The following is a 19,863-nucleotide window of genomic DNA, read 5'->3' as shown; positions in this document are numbered from 1 at the left end:
AAGCTCCCACCGCAGGATCGGGTAATTGTCTTATTTCGCAGCCTTTATGGTTTTCGCGAACTCGACAAAGTTCTTTGCAAATACTTCGCGTAATTCGGTTTCGGCCGCTTCTGTTTCGTCCGTGGTTTTCGGAGGAAAGCTCGACAGGCCATTGCCACCCCGACCTTTGACCAGCTTAGCCTTGGTTTTCCCGCCTCTGAAGTCCTTGAAAATGAAGCGGTTGTTCAGCGAGCGACCATAAATAGCCCTTTTGGTATAGAAATTCTGCGTGATTAGCAGCTCCACATAGCAAGGGGCGGTCGATGAGCTAAGCCGGTTGGTCGCCTTTGTCGATACGTTCCTGTCGGCAATCGGGGTTTCATAGATGATCTGCGAAGGCTGCAGCTTCAGTTCCGTAACCAAATCAAGCGATTTTAGTGCTTCGATTTGGAGCCTAGGCCCGAGTGCTTCTTTCAGATATTCGGCTTCACTAATGTTCCGGTCCTTATTGGCGGCGGCATCGGCAACGGCTCCGATGATTCCGAAGCCCGAGAGAAGGCTAGTGGTCATGGCCTGTCCTTCCAATGTGGGAAAAACATGCAATTCACATTCGGGCGCTGCGGCATCCTGTGCCATTGCAGGGTACGTAACGCTAACTGCAAACAATGCAGCAATTTTGCTTATAGTCGAAAATTTCATCATTCAGTCTCCAGCTTGAATTTAGAAAAGGGCAGGTCAGTACGGAGGCGTATTGGCTTCCGGGGGTTTTGGCGGTGAGTCTTGCGGTAACTCTGGTGCTTTGGTCTCAGAAATCGGACCAGAAGAAGGTTCGGTTACTGGCGCGAAGCTGATGTCTTCGCCGGTTCGTGCTTTCAGTTCGCGGCCTTTGGGAATGAAACTCGATTTCCCCTTCACCAGCGCCGCCGCGACACCGACCGCAAACATTGTAGCTGCCGCTGCGCCGTTGTTGTTGCCGCCTTCTTCTCTATACCGTCCGTCGAGTAGAATCCGTTGGCCGTTGAGTTCGAGAGAACGTAATGAAATTCCCAAAATGCCGGGTTTGCCAAATGCACCGTTCTTGGTGACGAAGGTGACTACACCTTCGCCTAACGCGCCTTTCGGAATGACAATAGTTCCACCCTGGACGACGTCATGCACAACCATGACCTTGAACTTGTCGCCTATATTGCTGCTCGTTGTTGAAATGTCGTCGATCAGAGACACAATTACCGGCGAACCGGCGAAAAGCTTCGCCTTTAATGGCTCTACCTGCGTCTGGGCCGTTTCCGAGGTGGGGTTCGGAAGAGATGTGACAGGAGTTTGTAAATCTTGGGCATTAACCGCAGCGCAGCAAATGCCGAAAAGCGGCGCAATTATTGTTTTCATGTGCCCCCCGGCAAAAGTCAGTGAAGATATAACTGGCTTATGGTTGCTTTGTACGTTTCAGGGGATGCCGATGCCCCGTTTATATTGCAAGCTGTTTTGGGGCCTTGATTGTTCAAAAAGCTGTCAATTTTACAACTAGGCAGAAAGTTGCCGGTGGCTTGTCTAATAGCTATACAGAGTTTGGCATTAGAAATCCGCCTTTGGCGAAAAGTTTTACTTTCTTTCCGGCGCCGCTGATTTAGAAAACATACGCACAAGCAATAGACTGGTTTCTGTACCGGTCCGCAAAAGAGGGGGAGTTTTGCGTGCGTCCATTGTCCATCGCGCTTGTCTTGAGCGCGTCATTCCTGTCCAGTCCGATTTCCGCCAATGACAGCGATAGCCTGAGTGCTTCGCCCTTTGGCGTAGTCGAAATCGCTGCTGACGAAGCTTCCAAGCTCGAGATGCCCAAACTGGAATTTACCGAGGGCCTTGAAGACGCGAAAAATTACGACAAATATTATTATTTCCGGCGCGACGAGACGGATTTTGCAACGGCCTATGCGGATATAACGGAATGCGACGGCTACGCCCGCGCGCTGGTTTCCAGCTATAAATATCAGGAAGCGCCTTATCCCTATGCCGGGACATTGGCCGGTGCTGCGGGCGGTATGATCGCCAATGCTATGATGGCTGCGATTTTTGTGCCTGGCGAAAAACGTCGGATGCGCCGTGTGAACATGCGGCAGTGCATGGGTTTCAAAGGCTATGAGCGGATCGGGTTGAGCAAGGAATTGTGGGAGACTTTCAACTTTGAAGAAGGGACAGGGGCCGAGGAAGAGGAGTCGCGATTGCGCGCGCTGAAGCTTCAGGCGCTCGTTGCGTCAAAAGCCACTGCTTCGGAAAAGGTATTGCCACGATGAACAAACTAATCCTCACGCTCGCAGCGCTATCCGCCTCGGTTGCGCCCCAAATTGCTCTCGCCAAATCGAAAGTGCCGGTTTTTGTCGAGGCCAAGCATGTCAAAGACGCCCCTGCGGTCACGCTTGACCCTGCAAAAGCGTACATCCTGCTCCGCACGCCCAATGCGATGCCCATGCATTTTGTCAAAATCCCGAGCGCCGAGGACCAGATTGCTTTATGATAAGCTTCGGGAAGAAGCTTTCGCCGAAGCCAAGGAAGATTATGCCAAAGCGGTCGTAAAATATGAGCGCGATCTGGCTGTCGCCAAGAAGACATCCGGCATGAAATTGCCGAAAAAGCCGGTTGAGCCGACCGAATCCAACTTCCAGTTCACCCAGTTTTCGCAAATGGCGAATTTTACGATGGGACCGTTCAACCGGTTCTACAGCAAGGGTGGCGGGACGTATCTCCATGCCGTGACCCCGGGCACTTACCGGATATTCGGTCAGGTCGACCCCTTGAACGGGATGGGCGTCTGCTATTGTATGGGCAGTGTCACCTTCACTGCGGAAGCCGGGAAGATCGTCGATTTGGGTACGATGACAACCGATTTGGCCAATTCGGGCCCCGCCGAAAAAGGCGACAGCAGTTCGCCTCGTCTTGCGGCGATGACCTTGGCGTTGGATCCTGTTGACGACACGACGCCTGTCGATCCGAGGCTTTCGTCTTTGCCCCGTATTCCCGCCGATCTGCATGCCGCAGGTAAGGTAGCCAATTATATGGGGATAGCAATATCGCGTTTGCCAGCAATCAAAGGTGTTCTGGGCTATCAACGCGACCGTATCATCGATCGCAAGGCAACCACAGAAACTGCTGCGCCGGCATCGCTTGAAGGCGGTCAAGTGGTCTTAGAAGCACCGAATGCCCAAAATTAAGGTCTGTTATTGAGACAGCGGGCCTGCGGCGAAGCCCAATCGCCGCTTGGCACTTGCCCTTGTGCACCTTTCCCGTTAGAGGCTCCCGTCGTTTGTGAAACGGCAGCTTTTCGTAAGCGGGCGTGGCGGAATTGGTAGACGCACCAGATTTAGGTTCTGGCATCGCAAGGTGTGGGGGTTCGAGTCCCTTCGCCCGCACCACGAAATGAGGTATAACCTCGGCTGCCGTTGAACCCGAAAGCCATTTAACAGTTTAAGGCAAGCTACCCGCTTGTCCCAGATAGAGAAGATAACATGCAGACCGTCGAGACACAGAATGAAGGCCTGAAGCGCGCATATCGGATGACGATTACCGCGAAAGATGTCGAATCGCGCATTGATGCCGAGGTAAAGAAAATCGCCCCTCAGGTGCGGATGCCCGGCTTCCGTCCTGGTAAGGTTCCCGCCAATCTGGTCAAGAAAATGCACAAGGACTCCTTGTTGCAGGACGCGCTGAACAGCTCGATCCAGGAAGGCGTCCAGAAGGCGATCACCGATAACAAGCTGCGTCCTGCGACCCAGCCCCATGTTCATCTCGATAATGACTATGCGCCCGGTAAGGATGCGGTTGTCGACTTCCATCTCGAAGTATTGCCTGCGATTTCGGCGCCGTCGATTGACGGGATCACGCTGGAGCGTTTGACGGTCGAAGTCAGCGATGCTGCGGTGGACGAATCGATCTTGAAGTTGGCCGCTGGCCAGAAGAGCTTTGAAGCAGCAGACAAGAAATACGCCGCCAAATTGGGCGATAGCGTTGTTATCGACTTTGAAGGCAAGGTCGATGGCGTTCCGTTCGAAGGCGGCAAGGGCGAAGGCATGGCGGTCGAGCTTGGTTCGGGTCAGCTTATCCCCGGTTTTGAAGACCAGCTTGTTGGTGTGAAAGCCAATGATGAAAAGGTCATCAACGTAACCTTCCCCGAAGATTACAACGCCGAGAACCTGAAGGGCAAAGCTGCAACCTTCGATATCGTTGTGGCCGAAGTCCGCAAGCCTGTGGAAGCTAAAGCCGACGACAATCTTGCCAAGATGTTCGGTCTGGAAGGCATCGACAAGCTGCGCGAGCTGATGAAAGTCCAAGTCGAGCAAGAACATAACGGCCTGACCCGCACATATATGAAGCGCCAGCTACTCGATCAGCTTGCTGCGGACCATGATTTTGAAGTTCCGCCTTCGATGGTCGAAGCCGAGTTCGAGCAGATTTGGGCGCAACTTGAGCAGGAAGCTGCACGTGAGGAAGATCCCGAAGCGGCCAAGAAGGAAATGGAAGCAGAGCGCGAAGATTATCGTGACATCGCCGTCCGCCGCGTTCGCTTAGGTTTGTTGCTGTCTGAAATCGGTCAGGCAAATGGCGTAGAAGTCAGCAGCCAAGAAATGAATATGCTGGTCCAGCAAGCTGCCCAGCAATATCGCGCTGAAGACCGCCAGCGGTTCGTACAATATCTGCAAGAAAACCCGATGGCAGCCGCCCAGCTGCGTGCCCCTCTGTTTGAAGACAAGGTCGTTGACTTCCTTTTCGACAAAGCAAGCGTCACCGAAAAGACGGTAACGAAGGAAGAGCTCGAAGCAGCGATCGAAGCTGAGCCCGACGCAAAGCCTGCTGCGAAGAAGAAGGCGCCTGCCAAAAAGGCTGCGGCCAAGGAAGAAGCTCCTGCGAAGGAAGCCAAGCCTGCGGCAAAGAAGGCTGCCCCTAAAAAGGAAGCTGCCGAGCCTAAGGAAGAAGCCAAGCCAGCCGCCAAGAAAGCGCCTGCAAAGAAGGCTGCCGCGAAGAAGTAACCTTGCGATACAGGTAAAGATAAAGAGAAAGGGCCCGGAGTGATCCGGGCCCTTTTCATTTAAGGTTGCGCTGTTTATGCGAGATCAAACCGGTCGGCGTTCATCACCTTGACCCAGGCTTTTACGAAATCGCGTACGAACTTCTCTTCATGACCGCGCTCGGCATAGACTTCGGCGGTTGCACGGAGTTGGCTGTTCGATCCGAAAATGAGATCGGTGCGGGTTGCGCGCCATTTTTCGGTGCGCTCACCGCGCGTGTAGCCGATAAACTCTTCGTCGCTGGCGGTGTCGGCTAGATCCCAGAAGGTATCAATGTCGAACAGATTGACGAAGAAATCGTTGGTTAGAGCGCCCTTGCGATGAGTAAATACACCCTTAGGGATACCCTTATGGTTCGCGCCAAGGACGCGCAATCCACCCACCAGCACGGTCATTTCCGGACCGGAAAGGCCGAGCAGCGACGCTTTGTCGAGCAGTAACTCCTCGGTTTTTACCGGCTGGCGCGTTTTCAGATAGTTTCGGAAGCCATCCGCCTGAGGCTCCATCCAATGGAAGCTCTCAACATCGGTCCAGTCCTGCGTCGCATCGCCGCGGCCGCCGGTGAACGGTACGGTAACGTCAAAACCGCCGTCTTTTGCTGCCTTTTCGACCGCCGCCGAGCCAGCCAGCACAATCGCGTCGGCAAGGCTCATGGACCCGCGCAGTTCATTAAGCTTCGCGAGAACCGTGGCCAGTTCGGCGGGCTCATTGACGTCCCAATCCTTCTGCGGCGCGAGCGCGATGCGGGCACCGTTGGCACCGCCCCGTTTGTCCGACTTGCGATAGGTCGAGGCGGAAGCCCAGGCCGTCTTTACAAGCTGCGAAACGGTCAAACCGCTCGACAACACCGCCGACTTAAATGCCAAAACATCTGCATCAGAAGGCGCGGCGCCAGCAGGTACGGGGTCCTGCCAGATCAGTGTTTCTTCGGGAACTTCCGGTCCGAGATAGAGGCTTTTTGGACCCATATCGCGGTGCGTCAGCTTGAACCATGCGCGTGCGAATGCATCATCAAGAGCGGCTTGGTCGTCACGGAACCGTTCCGAAATCGCGCGGAACTCGGGATCCATTTTGAGCGCCATGTCGGCCGTGGTCATCATTGTCGGCACGCGCTTGTTGGGATCCCGTGCGTCCGGGGCCATGTCTTCACGATCGGGATTGATCGGTTGCCACTGTTTGGCACCGGCAGGGCTCTCGACCAGTTCATAGTCATATTTGAACAATAGACGGAAATAATCGCCGCCCCATTGGGTCGGGTTGTTCGACCACGAACCCTCAATTCCCGAGGTGGTGATATGGCCCTTACCGATTTCGTCTGCGTCGGTCAGCCAGCCAAAGCCCTGCTGGTGGATTGCTTCGCCTGCAGGGGCCTTGCCGAACGTTTCGCCGGGCTTTGCGCCATGTGCCTTGCCGAAGGCATGCCCGCCTGCGGTGAGTGCGACGGTTTCTTCCGAATTCATTGCCATGCGAAGGAAGGTCGCTTTCATATCGCGAGCCGACTTGAGCGGGTCAGGGTCGCCGCCCGGACCTTCCGGGTTCACATATATCAGGCCCATCTGGATCGCGGCCAGCGGCCCTTCCAGCTCGACCTGCTCTTCGGTGATGCGGGTCTGGGCGCCTTGGTCTACCCAGATTTCCTCGGCACCCCAGAAAGTGTCACCTTCGGATTGGTACACGTCTCTGCGGCCGCCGCCAAAGCCGAAAACGGGCCCTCCCATGCTTTCGATTGCGACGTTACCGGCGAGGATGAACAGGTCAGCCCAGCTGATCGATTGGCCATATTTTTGCTTGATCGGCCACAACAGGCGTCGTGCCTTGTCCAGATTGCCATTGTCGGGCCAGCTGTTCAGCGGTTCGAAACGCTGCTGCCCACTGCCTGCACCGCCACGGCCGTCGGTGACGCGATAGGTTCCAGCGGCGTGCCATGCCATACGGATCATGAACGGGCCATAATGGCCATAGTCGGCGGGCCACCAAGATTTGCTGTCGGTCATCAAGGTGGTAAGGTCCGCCTTTAACGCCGCATAATCGAGTTTTTTGAACGCTTCCGCATAGTCGAAATCTTCACCCATCGGGTCGGGTGAAACGCCATGCTGATGGAGCATGTCCACCGGCAGCGCGTCAGGCCACCAATCCTTATTCTGACGTCCAAGCAATGAGCGAATTTTCATTTCTCCGCCATGTACCGGACAACCTGCCTTGGGGTCTGCATCTGCCATAAGTTGTTCCTCTTCTATCGGGTTCGGGTCTGTCTTTTCAGAATGTCACGTGCGGTTTAATCGGTCAAAGCAATGATACGACACACACTAATCGATTTTATCGAATTTAGATTCGGGGTGTCGAACGCAATCTTAACCCTTTTCCTGCTTGAAACTTTAGCCCGTCACGCCGATGTAGGCACAAAGGCAATTGAGCCAAACCAGAGGTATATATGCACGATCCTTATTTCGATCCCACCACAGCACTCGTTCCCGTCGTTATTGAGCAATCAAACCGAGGCGAGCGCAGCTGGGACATTTTCTCAAGGCTACTGCGTGAACGTATCATTTTTGTGACGGGTGAAGTCGAAGACGGCATGGCTTCGATCATTACGGCGCAATTGCTATTCCTCGAATCGGATAACCCCAAAAAGGATATCTGGATGTACATTAACTCGCCCGGCGGCGTGGTTACGGCCGGCATGGCGATCCATGATACCATGCAATATATTCGTCCCAAAGTGGGCACGGTCTGCATCGGGCAGGCGGCGTCCATGGGCAGTTTCCTGCTGGCCGCAGGGGAGCCCGGCATGCGCGTTGCGCTGACCAACAGCCGCATCATGGTGCATCAGCCTTCAGGCGGCGCGCGTGGTATGGCGTCGGATATCCAAATCCAGGCGAATGAAATCCTGCGTATTCGCAAGCGCATGAACGATCTTTACGCCAAATATACGGGCAAGCCGCTCAAGGATATTGAGAAGGCGATGGACCGCGACACTTTCTTGGAAGCCGACGAAGCCAAGGCGTTCGGTATAGTCGACCAAGTCTTTGACAAGCGTCCGGCAAATACCGAAGCTGAAGCGGGATAAGCCTGTTAGGCTTTTGTCCACCAGTTTTACTAACATGGCGAACCCCTTTTTGGGCTATTGCCAAAATCGAACGCATCTTTAGGATGACGTTTCTATTACAGTTCGCGCCCCTATGGGCGTGGAAGCAGGACACTTTATGACGAAGCTAAGCGGATCTGATACCAAGAGCACACTTTACTGCTCCTTCTGCGGGAAATCGCAGCATGAAGTCCGCAAACTGATCGCCGGGCCCACCGTGTTCATCTGCGATGAATGCGTCGAGTTGTGCAACGACATCATTCGCGAAGAAACCAAGGGTACGCTGACCGGCCGTAAGGAAGGTGAAGTGCCAAGTCCGCAGGAAATCTGCGAAGTTTTGGATGATTATGTCATTGGCCAGCCGCAGGCGAAGCGCGTTCTGTCGGTTGCCGTCCACAACCACTATAAGCGTTTGAACCATGGCGCGAAGGGCGCCGACGTCGAGTTGGCAAAGTCGAATATCCTGCTTGTCGGACCGACCGGCTGCGGCAAGACCTTGCTGGCGCAGACATTGGCGAAGACATTTGACGTGCCGTTCACAATGGCCGACGCAACGACTCTGACCGAAGCCGGCTATGTCGGTGAAGATGTCGAGAATATCATTTTGAAGCTGTTGCAGGCCTCCGACTACAATGTCGAAAAGGCACAGCGCGGCATTGTGTATATCGACGAAATCGACAAGATTAGCCGCAAGGCGGAAAACCCGTCGATCACCCGCGATGTCAGCGGTGAAGGCGTTCAACAGGCTCTGTTGAAACTGATGGAAGGCACAACCGCCAGTGTTCCGCCGCAGGGCGGTCGCAAGCATCCGCAGCAGGAATTCCTGCAGGTCGACACGACCAACATCCTGTTCATCTGCGGCGGTGCTTTTGCTGGCTTGGAAAAGATCATTTCCAACCGTCTTGAAGGCAAGTCCATCGGCTTTGGTGCCCATGTGGCTGACCCCGATGAGCGCCGGACGGGCGAGGTGCTGAAGCAGATCGAACCAGAGGATTTGCTGAAATACGGCCTGATCCCTGAGTTTGTAGGCCGTTTGCCGGTAACCGCGACGCTGGAAGATCTCGACATTGCTGCGCTTGTGAAGATCCTGTCCGAGCCGAAGAATGCGCTGGTAAAGCAATATCGCAAGCTGTTCGAGATGGAGGATGTGGGCCTGAGCTTCACCGACGACGCACTAGAAGCCGTTGCCAAGAAGGCAATTGAGCGCAAAACCGGTGCACGCGGTCTACGGTCTATTCTTGAAGCAATCCTGCTCGACACCATGTTCGACCTGCCGACATTTGACGGTGTGGATGAGGTTGTCGTCGATAAGGATGTTGTCGAAGGTCGCAAAACGCCGGTGCTTGTCTACGCCAAATCGGCAAAGGCTGAAAAGGAAGACGCGGCTTAGGGTCGATCGTCCAAAGGGCACTGTTGCACCGCTGCAACAACTTCTAAAAAAAACATTAAATGACCACTTATGGCGGAGTTGCTGCAGCGCAGCACTTTGCCTGCGTGTGCGCAGTCGCTAAGGCCGAATCACTGCTGAATTGGGGCCCGGCTGTCATTTAACTGACATTTTCCGGCTTCAAGGGGGCGCTGCGACCACTCCCGCCGCCGCGATTCGACAAACCGGACGCTGGCTTAATTGTTGGGTTGTCAGAATTTAAGGGGTCTTAAAAATGCAAATTCGTTATTATTTAGCAGCTAGCGCCGCTGCGCTTTCGATCGCCACAGTTGTGGCAACTCCCGCCATGGCGCAGGAAACGACGTCATCGGTACGTGGTACTGTTGAAAGCGCCGGTGGGCCTGTTGCCGGTGCTAACGTGACTATCGTACACGAACCATCGGGTACGACCGCTACGAGCACGACCGACAGCCAAGGTAACTTTGCTGCAAGCGGTTTGCGTATTGGAGGACCGTTCACCGTAACAGTTGAAGCCGATGGCTTTGAAAGCGCGCAGGTAACAGATTTGTCTCTGAGTGCAGGTCAGAGCTACCGTTTGCCGGTAGTTCTCCAAGCACAACAGGAAATCGTTGTGACGGCGTCCGCACTTCGCGGAGCGACCGAGACAAGCACCGGCCCGATCACCGCGCTGAACCGCGAAGATATCGAAGGCGTTGCTTCGATTAACCGGGATATTCGTGACCTTGCACGTCGCGATCCGTTCGTAACGATCGATCTTTCCAACAGCCGTACGATTGAAGTCGCCGGCCAAAATGGTCGTTTGAACCGCTTCTCAGTAGATGGCGTCCAGTTCTCTGACGATTTCGGCCTGAACAACGGTGGTCTTCCGACATCGCGTGGACCCGTTCCTTTCGATGCTATTGAACAACTTTCGGTGAAAGTTGCACCCTATGATATTTCTGAAGGTGACTTCCAAGGCGGTGCGATCAACGTTGTTCTGCGCTCTGGTGGCAATGATTTTTCAGGATCGGCATTTTTTACGTATACCGACGAGAAGTTGACTGGTGATCGTACGCGCGGTCGCAATGTCGCGCTCAATTTCGATTCCAAACAATATGGCGGCATAATTTCAGGTCCGATCATCAAGGACAAATTATTCTTCATGTTCGGATACGAAAAGACCGAAGAATCCGATCCTTTTGATGACGGTGTAGGTGCCGGATTCTCAAACCAGGTTCCCGGTATAACGCAGGCGCAGATCGATCAGATCAGCTCCATCGCCCAATCGGTTTATGGCTATGACACCCTTGGCCAGATACAAAATGCCGTCGAAGAAGACGAGAAATATGTTGCGAAGCTCGACTGGAACGTCAACGACGACCATCGCGCGTCATTGACGTATATTCGCAACGTCGGCACGCAGCAGTTCCAACAGAACACATTTACAACACCTCCGTTCGCACTCGGTCTGTTCTCGAACGGATATGAATTGGCAGAAGAAGTAAATTCGGGCGTGTTCCAGCTGAACTCGCAGTGGACGGATACTTTCTCTACTGAACTGCGTGCGTCTTACCGCGACTATAACCGGGACCAAACTCCGTTTGGTGGCCGTGAATTCCCACAATTTGAAGTCTGTCTTGACCCGACTTCGGTGACGACGGGCGCGAGCACCTTTATCACTTGCGGTGGTTCGCGTGTATTCTTTGGTCCTGATGTCAGCCGCCAGTCGAACGACTTGAACACCGACAATCTCTCGATCGATTTCACCGCACGTAAAGACGCTGGTTCGCATCGTATTAAAGCGACCTTTGGCTACTCGGAAATCAACACCTTCAACCTGTTCTTGCAACGGTCGTTAGGTGATTATTACTTTGACTCAATTGCGGACTTCCAGAATCGCATCGCAAGCCGTTTGCGCTTTGGTGCTGCCGTACCAAGCCTCGATCCAAATGATGCAGCGGCTAGCTTCAAGAGTCGTGCGTATACCTTCGGTATCCAGGATGACTGGGAAGTGTTGCCCGGTCTCGAAATGACCTTCGGTTTCCGCTACGACATGTATGACAACCCAACCGATGTCCCGTTGAACTCCAACTTCCTTGGCCGCCAAGGTTTCTCGAACCGGAAAACCTTTAACGGTGAAGGTGTATTCCAACCCCGTTTTGGCTTTAACTGGCAAGCAACAGAACGTTTGGTTGTCCGTGGTGGCATTGGAATTTTCGCAGGCGGAACTCCCGACGTATTCTTGTCGAACAGCTACTCGAATACAGGTCAGTTGACCAATGCGATCGATATTCAACGCAACGCAACACCGGCAACCTGTAATCTTTCTCCAGCCAACCCTGCGCTTTGTGCAACGGCTCTGACCGGAGTGAATGGTGACATTCCTGGTGCAGTAGGTAGCTTTGTGGCAACCAATACTGCATCCTTAGCTGCGGCACCTGTCAACGCTATCGATCCCAACATCTCTACAGCGCGTCAGGCTCGTGCGACTTTGTCAGTCAATTATGATGCGGATCTCGGTGCGCTTGGTGATGGCTGGCTGTTCGGCGTCGATGCGCTCTACGGTAATGTTATCGAAGGATATCAGTGGACGGATGCACGGTCGGTTGTAGTTGGCACATTGCCAGACGGACGCCCGCGTTACGCGCCATTGGGTGGTGTCGCCACTACAAACCAGGACCTGCTGATGACAAACGATCAGCGTGGCCGGTCGTACGTCGGTGTGGCACGTCTGTCGAAGTCTTGGGATTGGGGCCTTTCGATCGACGCGAGCTACACACGTTCGAGCATTAAGGACACCAACGCGATTACCTCGGCCACTGCTGGGTCGTTGTACTCCAACAACGCGTTCGCAAATCCGAACTTTGCTGCATACGGAACGTCCATTTACCAGATCAAGGATCAGTGGAAGTTCGGGATCGATTTTAACCGTGCGTTCTTCGGTGAAAACAAGACCCGTTTGTCGCTATTCGGTGAATATCGTTCAGGTCGTCCTTACAGCTTGACGATGAATGACCAGACGAACCGCTCGGCAGTTTTTGGAACTGTCGGCAATGGTGCTCGCCATTTGCTCTATGTTCCTACCTTGAACGACAGCCGCGTTTCCTTCGCTACTGCTGCTAACGAGACAGCGTTTAACGCACTCGTCGATCAGCTGGGCATTGGAAAATACCGTGGCGGCATCATTGCCAAAAACACGCAACAATCACCTGATTTCTTCAAGGTGGATTTGAGCATCAGCCAAGAATTGCCGCTATTTGTTGGCAAATCGAAGCTTCGTTTGTTCGCGGATATCGAAAATGTGCTCAACCTGATCGATAGCGATTGGGGTGCACTGCGTCAGGTATCGTTCCCGCAAACCGCAGCGCTGGTCACTGTCCAGTGCCTCAGCGTAGCGACCCCCACTGGAACGGCACCCGCAACTGGTGTTGTGAATACGGCATCGACACAAAATTGTGCCCAATATCGATACTCCAATGTCCTTGCACCCAATGAAGCGCTTGTGACGCGTCAATCGCTGTATGGCATCCGCGTTGGCGTAAAAGTCAGCTTCTAAGTCGGACTAATAGTTTAACCGAAAGGGCGGGGCTTCGGCTCCGCCCTTTTTGTTTGTTATTTATAGATGCAGTTGTCGAGACCGTCGCGCTGCACCACGCGTATGCGGGAGGCGATGCTGTTGCCATAGCGGCGGGTAAAGCCGCCTGCGCCGTGGACAGCGCGTTTCTTGGGCAGTGGTAGCACCGCAGCAATCCTAGCCGCTTCCTGACGCGTCAGGTTCTTGGCGCTTTTCTTATAATAGCGTTGTGCACCGGCCTCTGCGCCATAGGTGCCGATGCCTGTTTCCGCGACGTTCAGATAGACTTCCATGATGCGGCGTTTGCCCCAGATGGTCTCGATCAGGAATGTGAAATAAACCTCCGGCACCTTGCGCAAATAGCGTGTCCAGCCGCTGCCTTGCCAGAGGAAGACATTTTTGGCCGTTTGCTGGCTGATCGTTGATCCGCCGCGCATCCGGCCTCCGCTTTTGTTGCGCTGTAGGGCCTTTTCGATGGCTTCGCGGTCGAACCCGTCATGGCTGCAAAATTTGCCATCTTCCGCTGCGATAACGCCGCGCACCAGATTAGGGGAGATGTTGGATAGCCGTGTCCAATCCCGCGTCGCACCATTGCTGTCGAACAGCATGGTGAGCGTCGTGGGTACCGGAACAATGGCGTAGATCGCAGTCAGCGCGACGCTACCGATCACAAAGTACAGCAACCATTTAAAGGTAAAGCGGAAGAAACGGGCGGAAAACGAGCGCTTCGGTTCAGTCATGGACCAAAGCTAGCGCAGCATATTCCGTCCGTCACCTGTTTTTACAAATCGCCTTAATTGGCGAGAATTAAACGCTTTTCGCCGGCAATACGCATCATCGCCTTTTGCAGCTTTTCAAAAGCACGAACCTCAATCTGGCGGACGCGTTCGCGACTGACATTATAGGTCTGGCTCAGTTCTTCGAGAGTCTTTGGCTCGTCGATCAGTCGGCGTTCGGTCAGGATATGCTTTTCGCGGTCGTTCAGGCTGTCGAGTGCCTCTGACAGCATCGCATGCCGCATATCGCCTTCCTGCGCGTCAGCAACGCGTTCATCCTGCAAAGGCTCATTATCGACAAGCCAGTCTTGCCATTGACCGTCACCATCTTCGCGCATCGGCACGTTCAGCGATGTATCGCCGCCCATCGCCATGCGGCGGTTCATATTGTGCACTTCTTCTTCGGACACGCCCAGATCCGTTGCGATCTTGGCCACCGCTTCTGGATTTAAGTCACCATCTTCAAAAGCTTGCAGGTTATTCTTCATACGGCGCAGGTTGAAGAATAGTTTCTTCTGCGCGGCAGTGGTGCCGATTTTGACAAGGCTCCAGCTGCGCAGGATGAATTCTTGCATGGACGCGCGAATCCACCACATTGCGTAGGTCGCAAGGCGGAAGCCACGGTCGGGATCGAACTTCTTCACGCCCTGCATCAACCCGATATTACCTTCGGAAATCAGCTCGGACACCGGCAGGCCGTAGCCGCGGTAGCCCATTGCGATTTTCGAAACGAGGCGCAGGTGTGACGTGACAAGCTGCTCGGCAGCTTTGGGGTCACCATGTTCTTGGTAGCGCTTCGCAAGCATATATTCTTGCTCGGGCTTCAAGACCGGAAACTTCCGGATTTCACTCAAATAACGGTTAAGGCTTGCATCCCCCCCGAGAGCAGGGATCGTCGCCGGAACATTCTTACGATCAGACATGTTTCTCTCTTTCATTTTTGCCTGCAACCGAGCCTCATCAAGCACTCGATAGCATGCGTTCCCTATCAAAACTTTATAGCTGAAGCTGACTTAACAGAAGCTGCATATCTTCTGGTAAACTGCTTTCGAACAATAATGTTTCTCCAGATATCGGATGAATAAACCCCAGCGACGCGGCGTGCAATGCCTGTCTATCGAATTTGGACTGGTTTTGTCCGATTCTGTAAGGGTTTTGTCGATTAGAATAAACGGAATCGCCGATTAAAGGGTGTCCGATATGCGTCATATGGACACGGACTTGATGCGTCCGGCCCGTTTCCAACGTGCATTCGACCAATGCGGTTTTGGCAAAGCTTTCGACCGTCCTGTAATGGGTAACTGCATGTTTGCCTTTGTTTTCGGGCAAAACCGCCATCTTCTTGCGGTTCGTGGTAGACCGCCCGATTTGCGTCCTGACGGTCCCTGCGGGCGGGGCAGGGACACCGCTGACGATCGCGAAATAGCGCCGTTCGATATCATGTGCGGCAAATAGCTTGGTGAGCCCTTCATGCGCGGCATCGCTTTTGGCGACGACGAGCAGACCAGAGGTATCCTTGTCGATTCGATGGACGATTCCGGGGCGTTCGACACCGCCAATGCCAGATAGCTTTCCCTTACAATGGTGGAGCAGCGCATTGACCAGCGTCCCGTCGGCATGTCCGGCAGCCGGATGGACAACGAGGCCAGCGGGTTTGTCGACGATGATAAGGTGATCGTCTTCAAAAACGATCGTCAGGCCAATATCCTGCGCTTCCGCCTTGTCCGGGCGCGGGGCAGGGACGGAGAGTTCAAAGCTCTGTCCGGCAAATTTCTTCGAGGCGGCGTCATTGGTCGCTTTTCCGGCAATAAGCACGGCATCTTCGGCAATCAGGCCCTGGATACGGGCACGCGAAAACTGGGGCAGGGCATGCGCCAATGCACTGTCGAGGCGACCTTCGCCTAACACGCCTGAAAATATGGTATTTTCCCCAACCATCGCCTAGACATGGGTGATGCCGCTGCGAATATCAAGGAAGCACCATAACGAACTTCTGGAAAGGGCGTTGGCTGCTGGAAATCAGGAGTGTTGTGGCCTCTTGTTGGGGCGGGATGATCGGCTGTTTGAGTTGGTGTATTGTGCCAATGTCGCAGAGAATCCCGATCATAATTTCGAACTGGATCCGGTGGAACTGCTATCCCGCCACAAAGCCGCGCGCGATGGGGGTGTGCCCATCATCGGCTATTACCATTCCCATCCCAATGGTCTCGCTCGGCCGTCGGCCACCGATACGGCACAGGCGGTTGCCGATGGGCGCTATTGGCTGATAATCGCCGGCGACGGCGTGACGGCTTGGAAACCTCTTGCGGAAGCAGCGCAGGTAATTGAATTTGAATCCATTCCCATCCTAGTCGAGGGTTGAATCCACGGGAAACAACGTCCATGAGCGCTGCAACAAGCTAATCTGGGAATTTTATCAATGACGGAGTCCGAAGTAGACCTTGCCAGCCTTTTGTGTTCGCGGTTGTGCCATGACCTGCTCAGCCCGGTAGGTGCGATGAATAACGGCCTGGAATTGCTCGCGGACGAGCACGATCCGGAAATGCGGCAGCGCTGCATGGATTTGCTGGCGGAAAGCGCGAAGTCGGCGGCGGACAAGCTGAAATTCTTCCGCCTTGCTTTTGGCGCAGCCGGTGGTTTCGGATCGGAAGTCGATCCCAATGACGCAAAGGCGGTCATCGAGCCTTTGGTAACGGCAAGCGGCCGGACAACGCTTGAATGGGCCGTGCCCGCAGCATTCATGCCCAAGCGCGCGATCAAGATTTTGCTGAACCTCGTTTTGCTGGCCAATGACGCGCTCGTGCGCGGCGGAACCTTGTTTGTTGGGGCCGAAAGCCGAGAAGGTGAACATGAAATCGTTATCCGCGCCAACGGTCCTCGGATTGTGATGGACGAAGCGATCCGCACCACTCTGGCCGGAAATCTGGACGCGGCATCGGTCGATTCGCGCACGGCCGCGGCATGGATGGCCCGCAATCTTGCGGTACGCGGCGGCGGATTGGTGCAGTTGGCCGAGCCCGACCCCGAACATCTGATTATCGGCGCGCTCATCCGCAATTGAGCTGTCCGAAAAGGCGCTGTGTAAACGGCATCTTAACCATATCAGGGCACATCCTCAGCTTCGCTTATCGAGGCTGGGTAAATGGACGAACTGCTGGACGAATTTATCGCTGAAACGCGCGAAACGCTTGAGGCGTTGGCCGGTCAGTTGGTCCAATGGGAAAAAAACCCGCAAGACCGCGCACTCATCGATAGTGTTTTCCGCTTTGTGCATACCGTAAAGGGAAGCTGTGGCTTCCTCGATTTGCCCCGTCTATTGCGGCTGAGCCATGCGGCGGAGGATGTTCTAAGCTGCGCGCGCGACGGCCTGATCGTCGCTTCTCCCGCGCTTGTCTCGGCTATCTTGGCCGTTGTGGACCGCATTGCTGCACTCACCGAGGCGCTGGAATCCGGCCGCGCCGTTTATGATGACGATGGCGCGCTCATCGACACCATGCACGGTTTCCTGCCGACCCATGGCGGAAACGCATCATCGTCGTCGCCCGGCGACGAAGGTGCGCAAACCGATCTGGAAGACGACGCAACCGGCGGTCGGTCCAAGGCGCGAACGGTTCGTGTTTCGCTCAGCCTGCTCGACCGGCTGATGAACGGCGTTTCGGACATGGTCCTGGCGCGAAACGAAGTCTCTCGCCAATTGCGAAAGTCCCAGACGGGTGCGGAAGTAGATCACGCTTTTGCCCGGCTGTCCGCATCAGTCGCTGAAATGCGCGATGCGGTGGGGCTAATGCGCATGCAGAATATCGATCGCCTTTTCTCGTCCTTGCCCCGTTTGTTGCGGGATATCACGCTCGAGCTTGGCAAAGATGTTGAGCTTCGGATCGACGGTAGCGAAGTCGAAGTTGACCGCGAAATGGTCGAAGCTCTGCGTGATCCGCTAACGCATATCCTTCGGAACGCAGTGGATCATGGCATAGAACATGCCGACGAACGTATTGCGGCAGGAAAGGACCCGGTCGGCCACATTCGCATCGTTGCACGCCAGTCGGGTAACCAGATTCTAATCGAAATCATCGACGACGGGCGTGGCATTAATCTGGAAAAGCTGGGCGCGCGCGCCGTATCCGCGAAAATTGTAAGCGCCGCTGACTGGCAAAAAATGTCCGAAAAGGCGCAGCTAAGCACCATCTTCATTCCCGGCCTGTCTACGGCCGATACGGTCACGGCAATTTCGGGCCGCGGTGTCGGCATGGACGTTGTCAAAAGTAACCTGCAGGCCATTGGCGGTACGGTTGATCTTGAGAATTATGAAGGCCTAGGCCTGAAAATGACATTACGCCTGCCGCTGACGCTGTCGATCATCGCGGGGCTGACCATAAAGGCAGGAAGCCAGTTCTTCGGCATTTCGCGCAATTCCATCGTCGAAATTTTGTCCACGACCAACAAGAACGTCTCGATCGAAGAATTGGGGGGCTCGCAAATCGCGCATATCCGTGGAGAACGCTATCCCTATGCAAAGCTCGAAACGCTGCTCGGCATTGATGAAACCACCGATAGTATCGCGACGAGCAGGACTTTAGTCGTCATTCGTCCAGCGATGGGGACAACCTATGCGCTCGATGTCGAAAATGTGATTGATACCGAAGAGCTTGTGGTCAAGCCGGGTGCGCCGATCATCATGGAAACCGGGCTATATGCCGGAACAACGCTGCCCGATAATGGCCGGCCGATGCTGTTGCTTGATGCGAGCGGCCTTGGCGCAGCGATTGGCATCGAACAGACCGAAGATAATACAAATGTGGCCGTCGCGGAGTCCGCCGTCAAGGAAGCCAAGCGTCCGTCCGCTTTGCTGTTCGTCGCAACAGATGGAACGTCGCGTGCCGTGCGCCTGAATGTAGTGGACCGAATCGAAGATATTGATGCGGCGCAAATCGAATTTGTCGGTGGCAAGATGCGCGCGAAAGTGGGCGAAGGCTTGTTCGATGTTTGCGAACTGGTCGATGTTCCCTCCGACGGCTTGATAAAGGCGCTGCGACTGACCGATGGTGTGAGCACCAAATATCTGGCGGTGGAAGATGTCCTTGATATCTTCACACTGGACGAAGACATTTACCCCAGCGCCCATCCCGAGCAATGCGAGGGTGTAGTATCCGCGCTCGGCAAGTCCGTTGAACTCATCAATATCTTCCAATATTTCGAAATGGACGGCACCATGTCGCGCGACATTTCGGCGCGACCGCTCTGCTATATTGGCAGTGATGGCGATGTAGAATGGGAGAAGCGCATCCTGGCTCCCTTGCTCTCTGCATCTGGTTACATGGTCAGCTTCGATGCTGAAGACCGCGCGCAGGCGGCAGTTGTATTGAGCCGAACCAACGATGCGGACACCGCACATGGCGATGATGCGCGGCTCTTACTGCTGCGCGATACTGTCCACGTCAAACCGGACGCCCGGTCGAGCATTTACCGGTATGACCGTATCGGCCTGCTGTCGGCCATTGAAGCCAAGTTAGCGGGAGTCGCCTGATGCCCAGCCTGTTTCTGATTGCCCATATACACGGATGCCGAGTGGCCATAAACAGCGACCAGATCGAATCCATTGTGCATGTGCCCGACGTTATTCCGGTACCCCATTGCGACCCGCGCGTCGCGGGCCTTTTCGCACTGCGCAGCCGCGTGCTGACCCTCATCGACAGCCAATATGTCGTCACGGGTGAGCGCCGGACGCTGCAGCGCGGCTGCCTTGCCGTGGTGGTCGAAATTGCAGGCCATTATTTCGGTTTGGCGGTCGACAAGGTTGAAGACGTGGTGCCTCTATCTGCCGAAAAGATCCAGCAGTGCATCCAGCCGGATAGCCATTGGCAATCTGTCGTGTCGGAGACCGTCGAAGTTGGAGAACAGCTTGTCATGATCCTCGATCCGGCCAAGCTGGTGTCGCGCGAACAATTGATGGCCGCATAAACGGAACGGAATTTCGCGGACGTCGCGGGAAATTAACGTGTCGATAACGA

At 54.6% G+C, this 19,863-nt stretch carries 17 protein-coding genes and 1 tRNA gene; 12 read left to right on the top strand and 6 right to left on the bottom strand.

Features of this window, described 5'->3' with window-relative positions:
* Nucleotides 1–30 precede the first annotated feature (30 nt).
* Together EUU25_RS05480 and EUU25_RS05475 are read right to left on the bottom strand one after the other, a co-directional pair.
* On the bottom strand, nt 31–549 hold the full coding sequence (locus EUU25_RS05480; RefSeq protein ID WP_158899021.1) for a hypothetical protein: 519 nt from the start codon (nt 547–549) through the stop codon (nt 31–33).
* Nucleotides 550–714: 165 nt separating this feature from the next.
* Nucleotides 715–1,365, bottom strand: a complete 651-nt coding sequence (locus EUU25_RS05475; RefSeq protein ID WP_158899019.1) for a hypothetical protein — start codon at nt 1,363–1,365, stop codon at nt 715–717.
* 305 nt (nt 1,366–1,670) lie between these two features.
* On the opposite strand from EUU25_RS05475, the gene EUU25_RS05470 reads away from it, so the two are divergent.
* From EUU25_RS05470 to tig, 5 genes are all read left to right on the top strand, one after another.
* Entirely contained in the window at nt 1,671–2,267 is a 597-nt protein-coding gene (locus EUU25_RS05470) for a hypothetical protein (protein ID WP_158899017.1), read from the top strand.
* Nucleotides 2,264–2,488: a hypothetical protein gene (locus EUU25_RS05465; protein ID WP_158899015.1), complete on the top strand. Its 225-nt coding sequence runs from the start codon at nt 2,264–2,266 to the stop codon at nt 2,486–2,488. The genes EUU25_RS05470 and EUU25_RS05465 overlap by 4 nt, the downstream gene beginning before the upstream one ends.
* On the top strand, nt 2,478–3,182 hold the full coding sequence (locus tag EUU25_RS05460) for a hypothetical protein (protein WP_158899013.1): 705 nt from the start codon (nt 2,478–2,480) through the stop codon (nt 3,180–3,182). The genes EUU25_RS05465 and EUU25_RS05460 overlap by 11 nt, the downstream gene beginning before the upstream one ends.
* A 116-nt stretch (nt 3,183–3,298) precedes the next feature.
* A tRNA-Leu gene (locus tag EUU25_RS05455) sits at nt 3,299–3,383 on the top strand.
* Nucleotides 3,384–3,476: 93 nt separating this feature from the next.
* On the top strand, nt 3,477–4,994 hold the full coding sequence (gene tig, locus EUU25_RS05450; protein ID WP_158899011.1) for a trigger factor: 1,518 nt from the start codon (nt 3,477–3,479) through the stop codon (nt 4,992–4,994).
* Between the two features lie 74 nt (nt 4,995–5,068).
* Here tig and katG read toward each other — a convergent pair whose 3' ends face one another.
* Nucleotides 5,069–7,252 carry a catalase/peroxidase HPI gene (gene katG / locus EUU25_RS05445; RefSeq protein WP_158899009.1) on the bottom strand — a complete coding sequence of 728 codons (2,184 nt, stop codon included), beginning with the start codon at nt 7,250–7,252 and terminating at the stop codon, nt 5,069–5,071.
* A 212-nt stretch (nt 7,253–7,464) separates the two neighbouring features.
* Here katG and EUU25_RS05440 point away from each other — a divergent pair, with 212 nt between their 5' ends.
* The 3 genes from EUU25_RS05440 to EUU25_RS05430 all read left to right on the top strand — a co-directional run bounded on the left by EUU25_RS05440 (nt 7,465) and on the right by EUU25_RS05430 (nt 13,061).
* A complete protein-coding gene (locus tag EUU25_RS05440) occupies nt 7,465–8,100 on the top strand; it encodes an ATP-dependent Clp protease proteolytic subunit (protein ID WP_158899007.1) in 636 nt (211 codons plus the stop codon).
* Between the two features lie 136 nt (nt 8,101–8,236).
* The gene (gene clpX / locus EUU25_RS05435) at nt 8,237–9,508 is read left to right on the top strand and encodes an ATP-dependent Clp protease ATP-binding subunit ClpX (RefSeq protein ID WP_158899005.1); all 1,272 of its coding nucleotides are present in this window, start codon (nt 8,237–8,239) and stop codon (nt 9,506–9,508) included.
* 271 nt (nt 9,509–9,779) lie between these two features.
* Complete coding sequence (locus EUU25_RS05430) at nt 9,780–13,061, top strand: TonB-dependent receptor (RefSeq protein ID WP_158899003.1); 3,282 nt, start codon at nt 9,780–9,782, stop codon at nt 13,059–13,061.
* Nucleotides 13,062–13,117: 56 nt separating this feature from the next.
* Here EUU25_RS05430 and mtgA read toward each other — a convergent pair whose 3' ends face one another.
* The 3 genes from mtgA to EUU25_RS05415 all read right to left on the bottom strand — a co-directional run bounded on the left by mtgA (nt 13,118) and on the right by EUU25_RS05415 (nt 15,793).
* Complete coding sequence (mtgA, locus tag EUU25_RS05425; RefSeq protein ID WP_158899001.1) at nt 13,118–13,819, bottom strand: monofunctional biosynthetic peptidoglycan transglycosylase; 702 nt, start codon at nt 13,817–13,819, stop codon at nt 13,118–13,120.
* A 53-nt stretch (nt 13,820–13,872) separates the two neighbouring features.
* On the bottom strand, nt 13,873–14,778 hold the full coding sequence (gene rpoH, locus EUU25_RS05420) for an RNA polymerase sigma factor RpoH (protein ID WP_158898999.1): 906 nt from the start codon (nt 14,776–14,778) through the stop codon (nt 13,873–13,875).
* 73 nt (nt 14,779–14,851) lie between these two features.
* Entirely contained in the window at nt 14,852–15,793 is a 942-nt protein-coding gene (locus EUU25_RS05415; protein ID WP_158898997.1) for an RluA family pseudouridine synthase, read from the bottom strand.
* A gap of 16 nt (nt 15,794–15,809) precedes the next feature.
* On the opposite strand from EUU25_RS05415, the gene EUU25_RS05410 reads away from it, so the two are divergent.
* The 4 genes from EUU25_RS05410 (at nt 15,810) to EUU25_RS05395 (ending at nt 19,813) form a co-directional block, all read left to right on the top strand.
* Nucleotides 15,810–16,217, top strand: a complete 408-nt coding sequence (locus EUU25_RS05410) for a M67 family metallopeptidase (RefSeq protein WP_281347007.1) — start codon at nt 15,810–15,812, stop codon at nt 16,215–16,217.
* Nucleotides 16,218–16,274: 57 nt separating this feature from the next.
* Nucleotides 16,275–16,916, top strand: coding sequence for a histidine phosphotransferase family protein (locus EUU25_RS05405; protein WP_158898993.1), 642 nt, complete (start codon nt 16,275–16,277; stop codon nt 16,914–16,916).
* A gap of 81 nt (nt 16,917–16,997) precedes the next feature.
* On the top strand, nt 16,998–19,379 hold the full coding sequence (locus EUU25_RS05400; RefSeq protein ID WP_158898991.1) for a chemotaxis protein CheA: 2,382 nt from the start codon (nt 16,998–17,000) through the stop codon (nt 19,377–19,379).
* Nucleotides 19,379–19,813: a chemotaxis protein CheW gene (locus tag EUU25_RS05395; RefSeq protein WP_158898989.1), complete on the top strand. Its 435-nt coding sequence runs from the start codon at nt 19,379–19,381 to the stop codon at nt 19,811–19,813. Before EUU25_RS05400 ends, EUU25_RS05395 begins: the two co-directional genes overlap by 1 nt.
* The last annotated feature ends 50 nt before the right edge of the window (nt 19,814–19,863 follow it).

Source organism: Sphingorhabdus lacus (assembly GCF_009768975.1).
Taxonomy (GTDB): domain Bacteria; phylum Pseudomonadota; class Alphaproteobacteria; order Sphingomonadales; family Sphingomonadaceae; genus Sphingorhabdus_B; species Sphingorhabdus_B lacus.
The sequence above is the reverse complement of the archived record's forward strand: the minus strand, read 5'-3'. Positions and strand labels throughout refer to the sequence as shown.

Excerpts from the sequence above, each read along its gene's own strand:
- EUU25_RS05480 (WP_158899021.1), bottom strand. The coding sequence starts at position 549 with ATGACCACTAGCCTTCTCTCGGGCTTCGGAATCATCGGAGCCGTTGCC.
- EUU25_RS05475 (WP_158899019.1), bottom strand. The coding sequence starts at position 1,365 with ATGAAAACAATAATTGCGCCGCTTTTCGGCATTTGCTGCGCTGCGGTT.
- EUU25_RS05465 (WP_158899015.1), top strand. The coding sequence starts at position 2,264 with ATGAACAAACTAATCCTCACGCTCGCAGCGCTATCCGCCTCGGTTGCG.
- tig (WP_158899011.1), top strand. The coding sequence starts at position 3,477 with ATGCAGACCGTCGAGACACAGAATGAAGGCCTGAAGCGCGCATATCGG.
- katG (WP_158899009.1), bottom strand. The coding sequence starts at position 7,252 with ATGGCAGATGCAGACCCCAAGGCAGGTTGTCCGGTACATGGCGGAGAA.
- EUU25_RS05440 (WP_158899007.1), top strand. The coding sequence starts at position 7,465 with ATGCACGATCCTTATTTCGATCCCACCACAGCACTCGTTCCCGTCGTT.
- clpX (WP_158899005.1), top strand. The coding sequence starts at position 8,237 with ATGACGAAGCTAAGCGGATCTGATACCAAGAGCACACTTTACTGCTCC.
- EUU25_RS05430 (WP_158899003.1), top strand. The coding sequence starts at position 9,780 with ATGCAAATTCGTTATTATTTAGCAGCTAGCGCCGCTGCGCTTTCGATC.
- mtgA (WP_158899001.1), bottom strand. The coding sequence starts at position 13,819 with ATGACTGAACCGAAGCGCTCGTTTTCCGCCCGTTTCTTCCGCTTTACC.
- rpoH (WP_158898999.1), bottom strand. The coding sequence starts at position 14,778 with ATGTCTGATCGTAAGAATGTTCCGGCGACGATCCCTGCTCTCGGGGGG.
- EUU25_RS05415 (WP_158898997.1), bottom strand. The coding sequence starts at position 15,793 with ATGGTTGGGGAAAATACCATATTTTCAGGCGTGTTAGGCGAAGGTCGC.
- EUU25_RS05410 (WP_281347007.1), top strand. The coding sequence starts at position 15,810 with ATGCCGCTGCGAATATCAAGGAAGCACCATAACGAACTTCTGGAAAGG.
- EUU25_RS05405 (WP_158898993.1), top strand. The coding sequence starts at position 16,275 with ATGACGGAGTCCGAAGTAGACCTTGCCAGCCTTTTGTGTTCGCGGTTG.
- EUU25_RS05400 (WP_158898991.1), top strand. The coding sequence starts at position 16,998 with ATGGACGAACTGCTGGACGAATTTATCGCTGAAACGCGCGAAACGCTT.
- EUU25_RS05395 (WP_158898989.1), top strand. The coding sequence starts at position 19,379 with ATGCCCAGCCTGTTTCTGATTGCCCATATACACGGATGCCGAGTGGCC.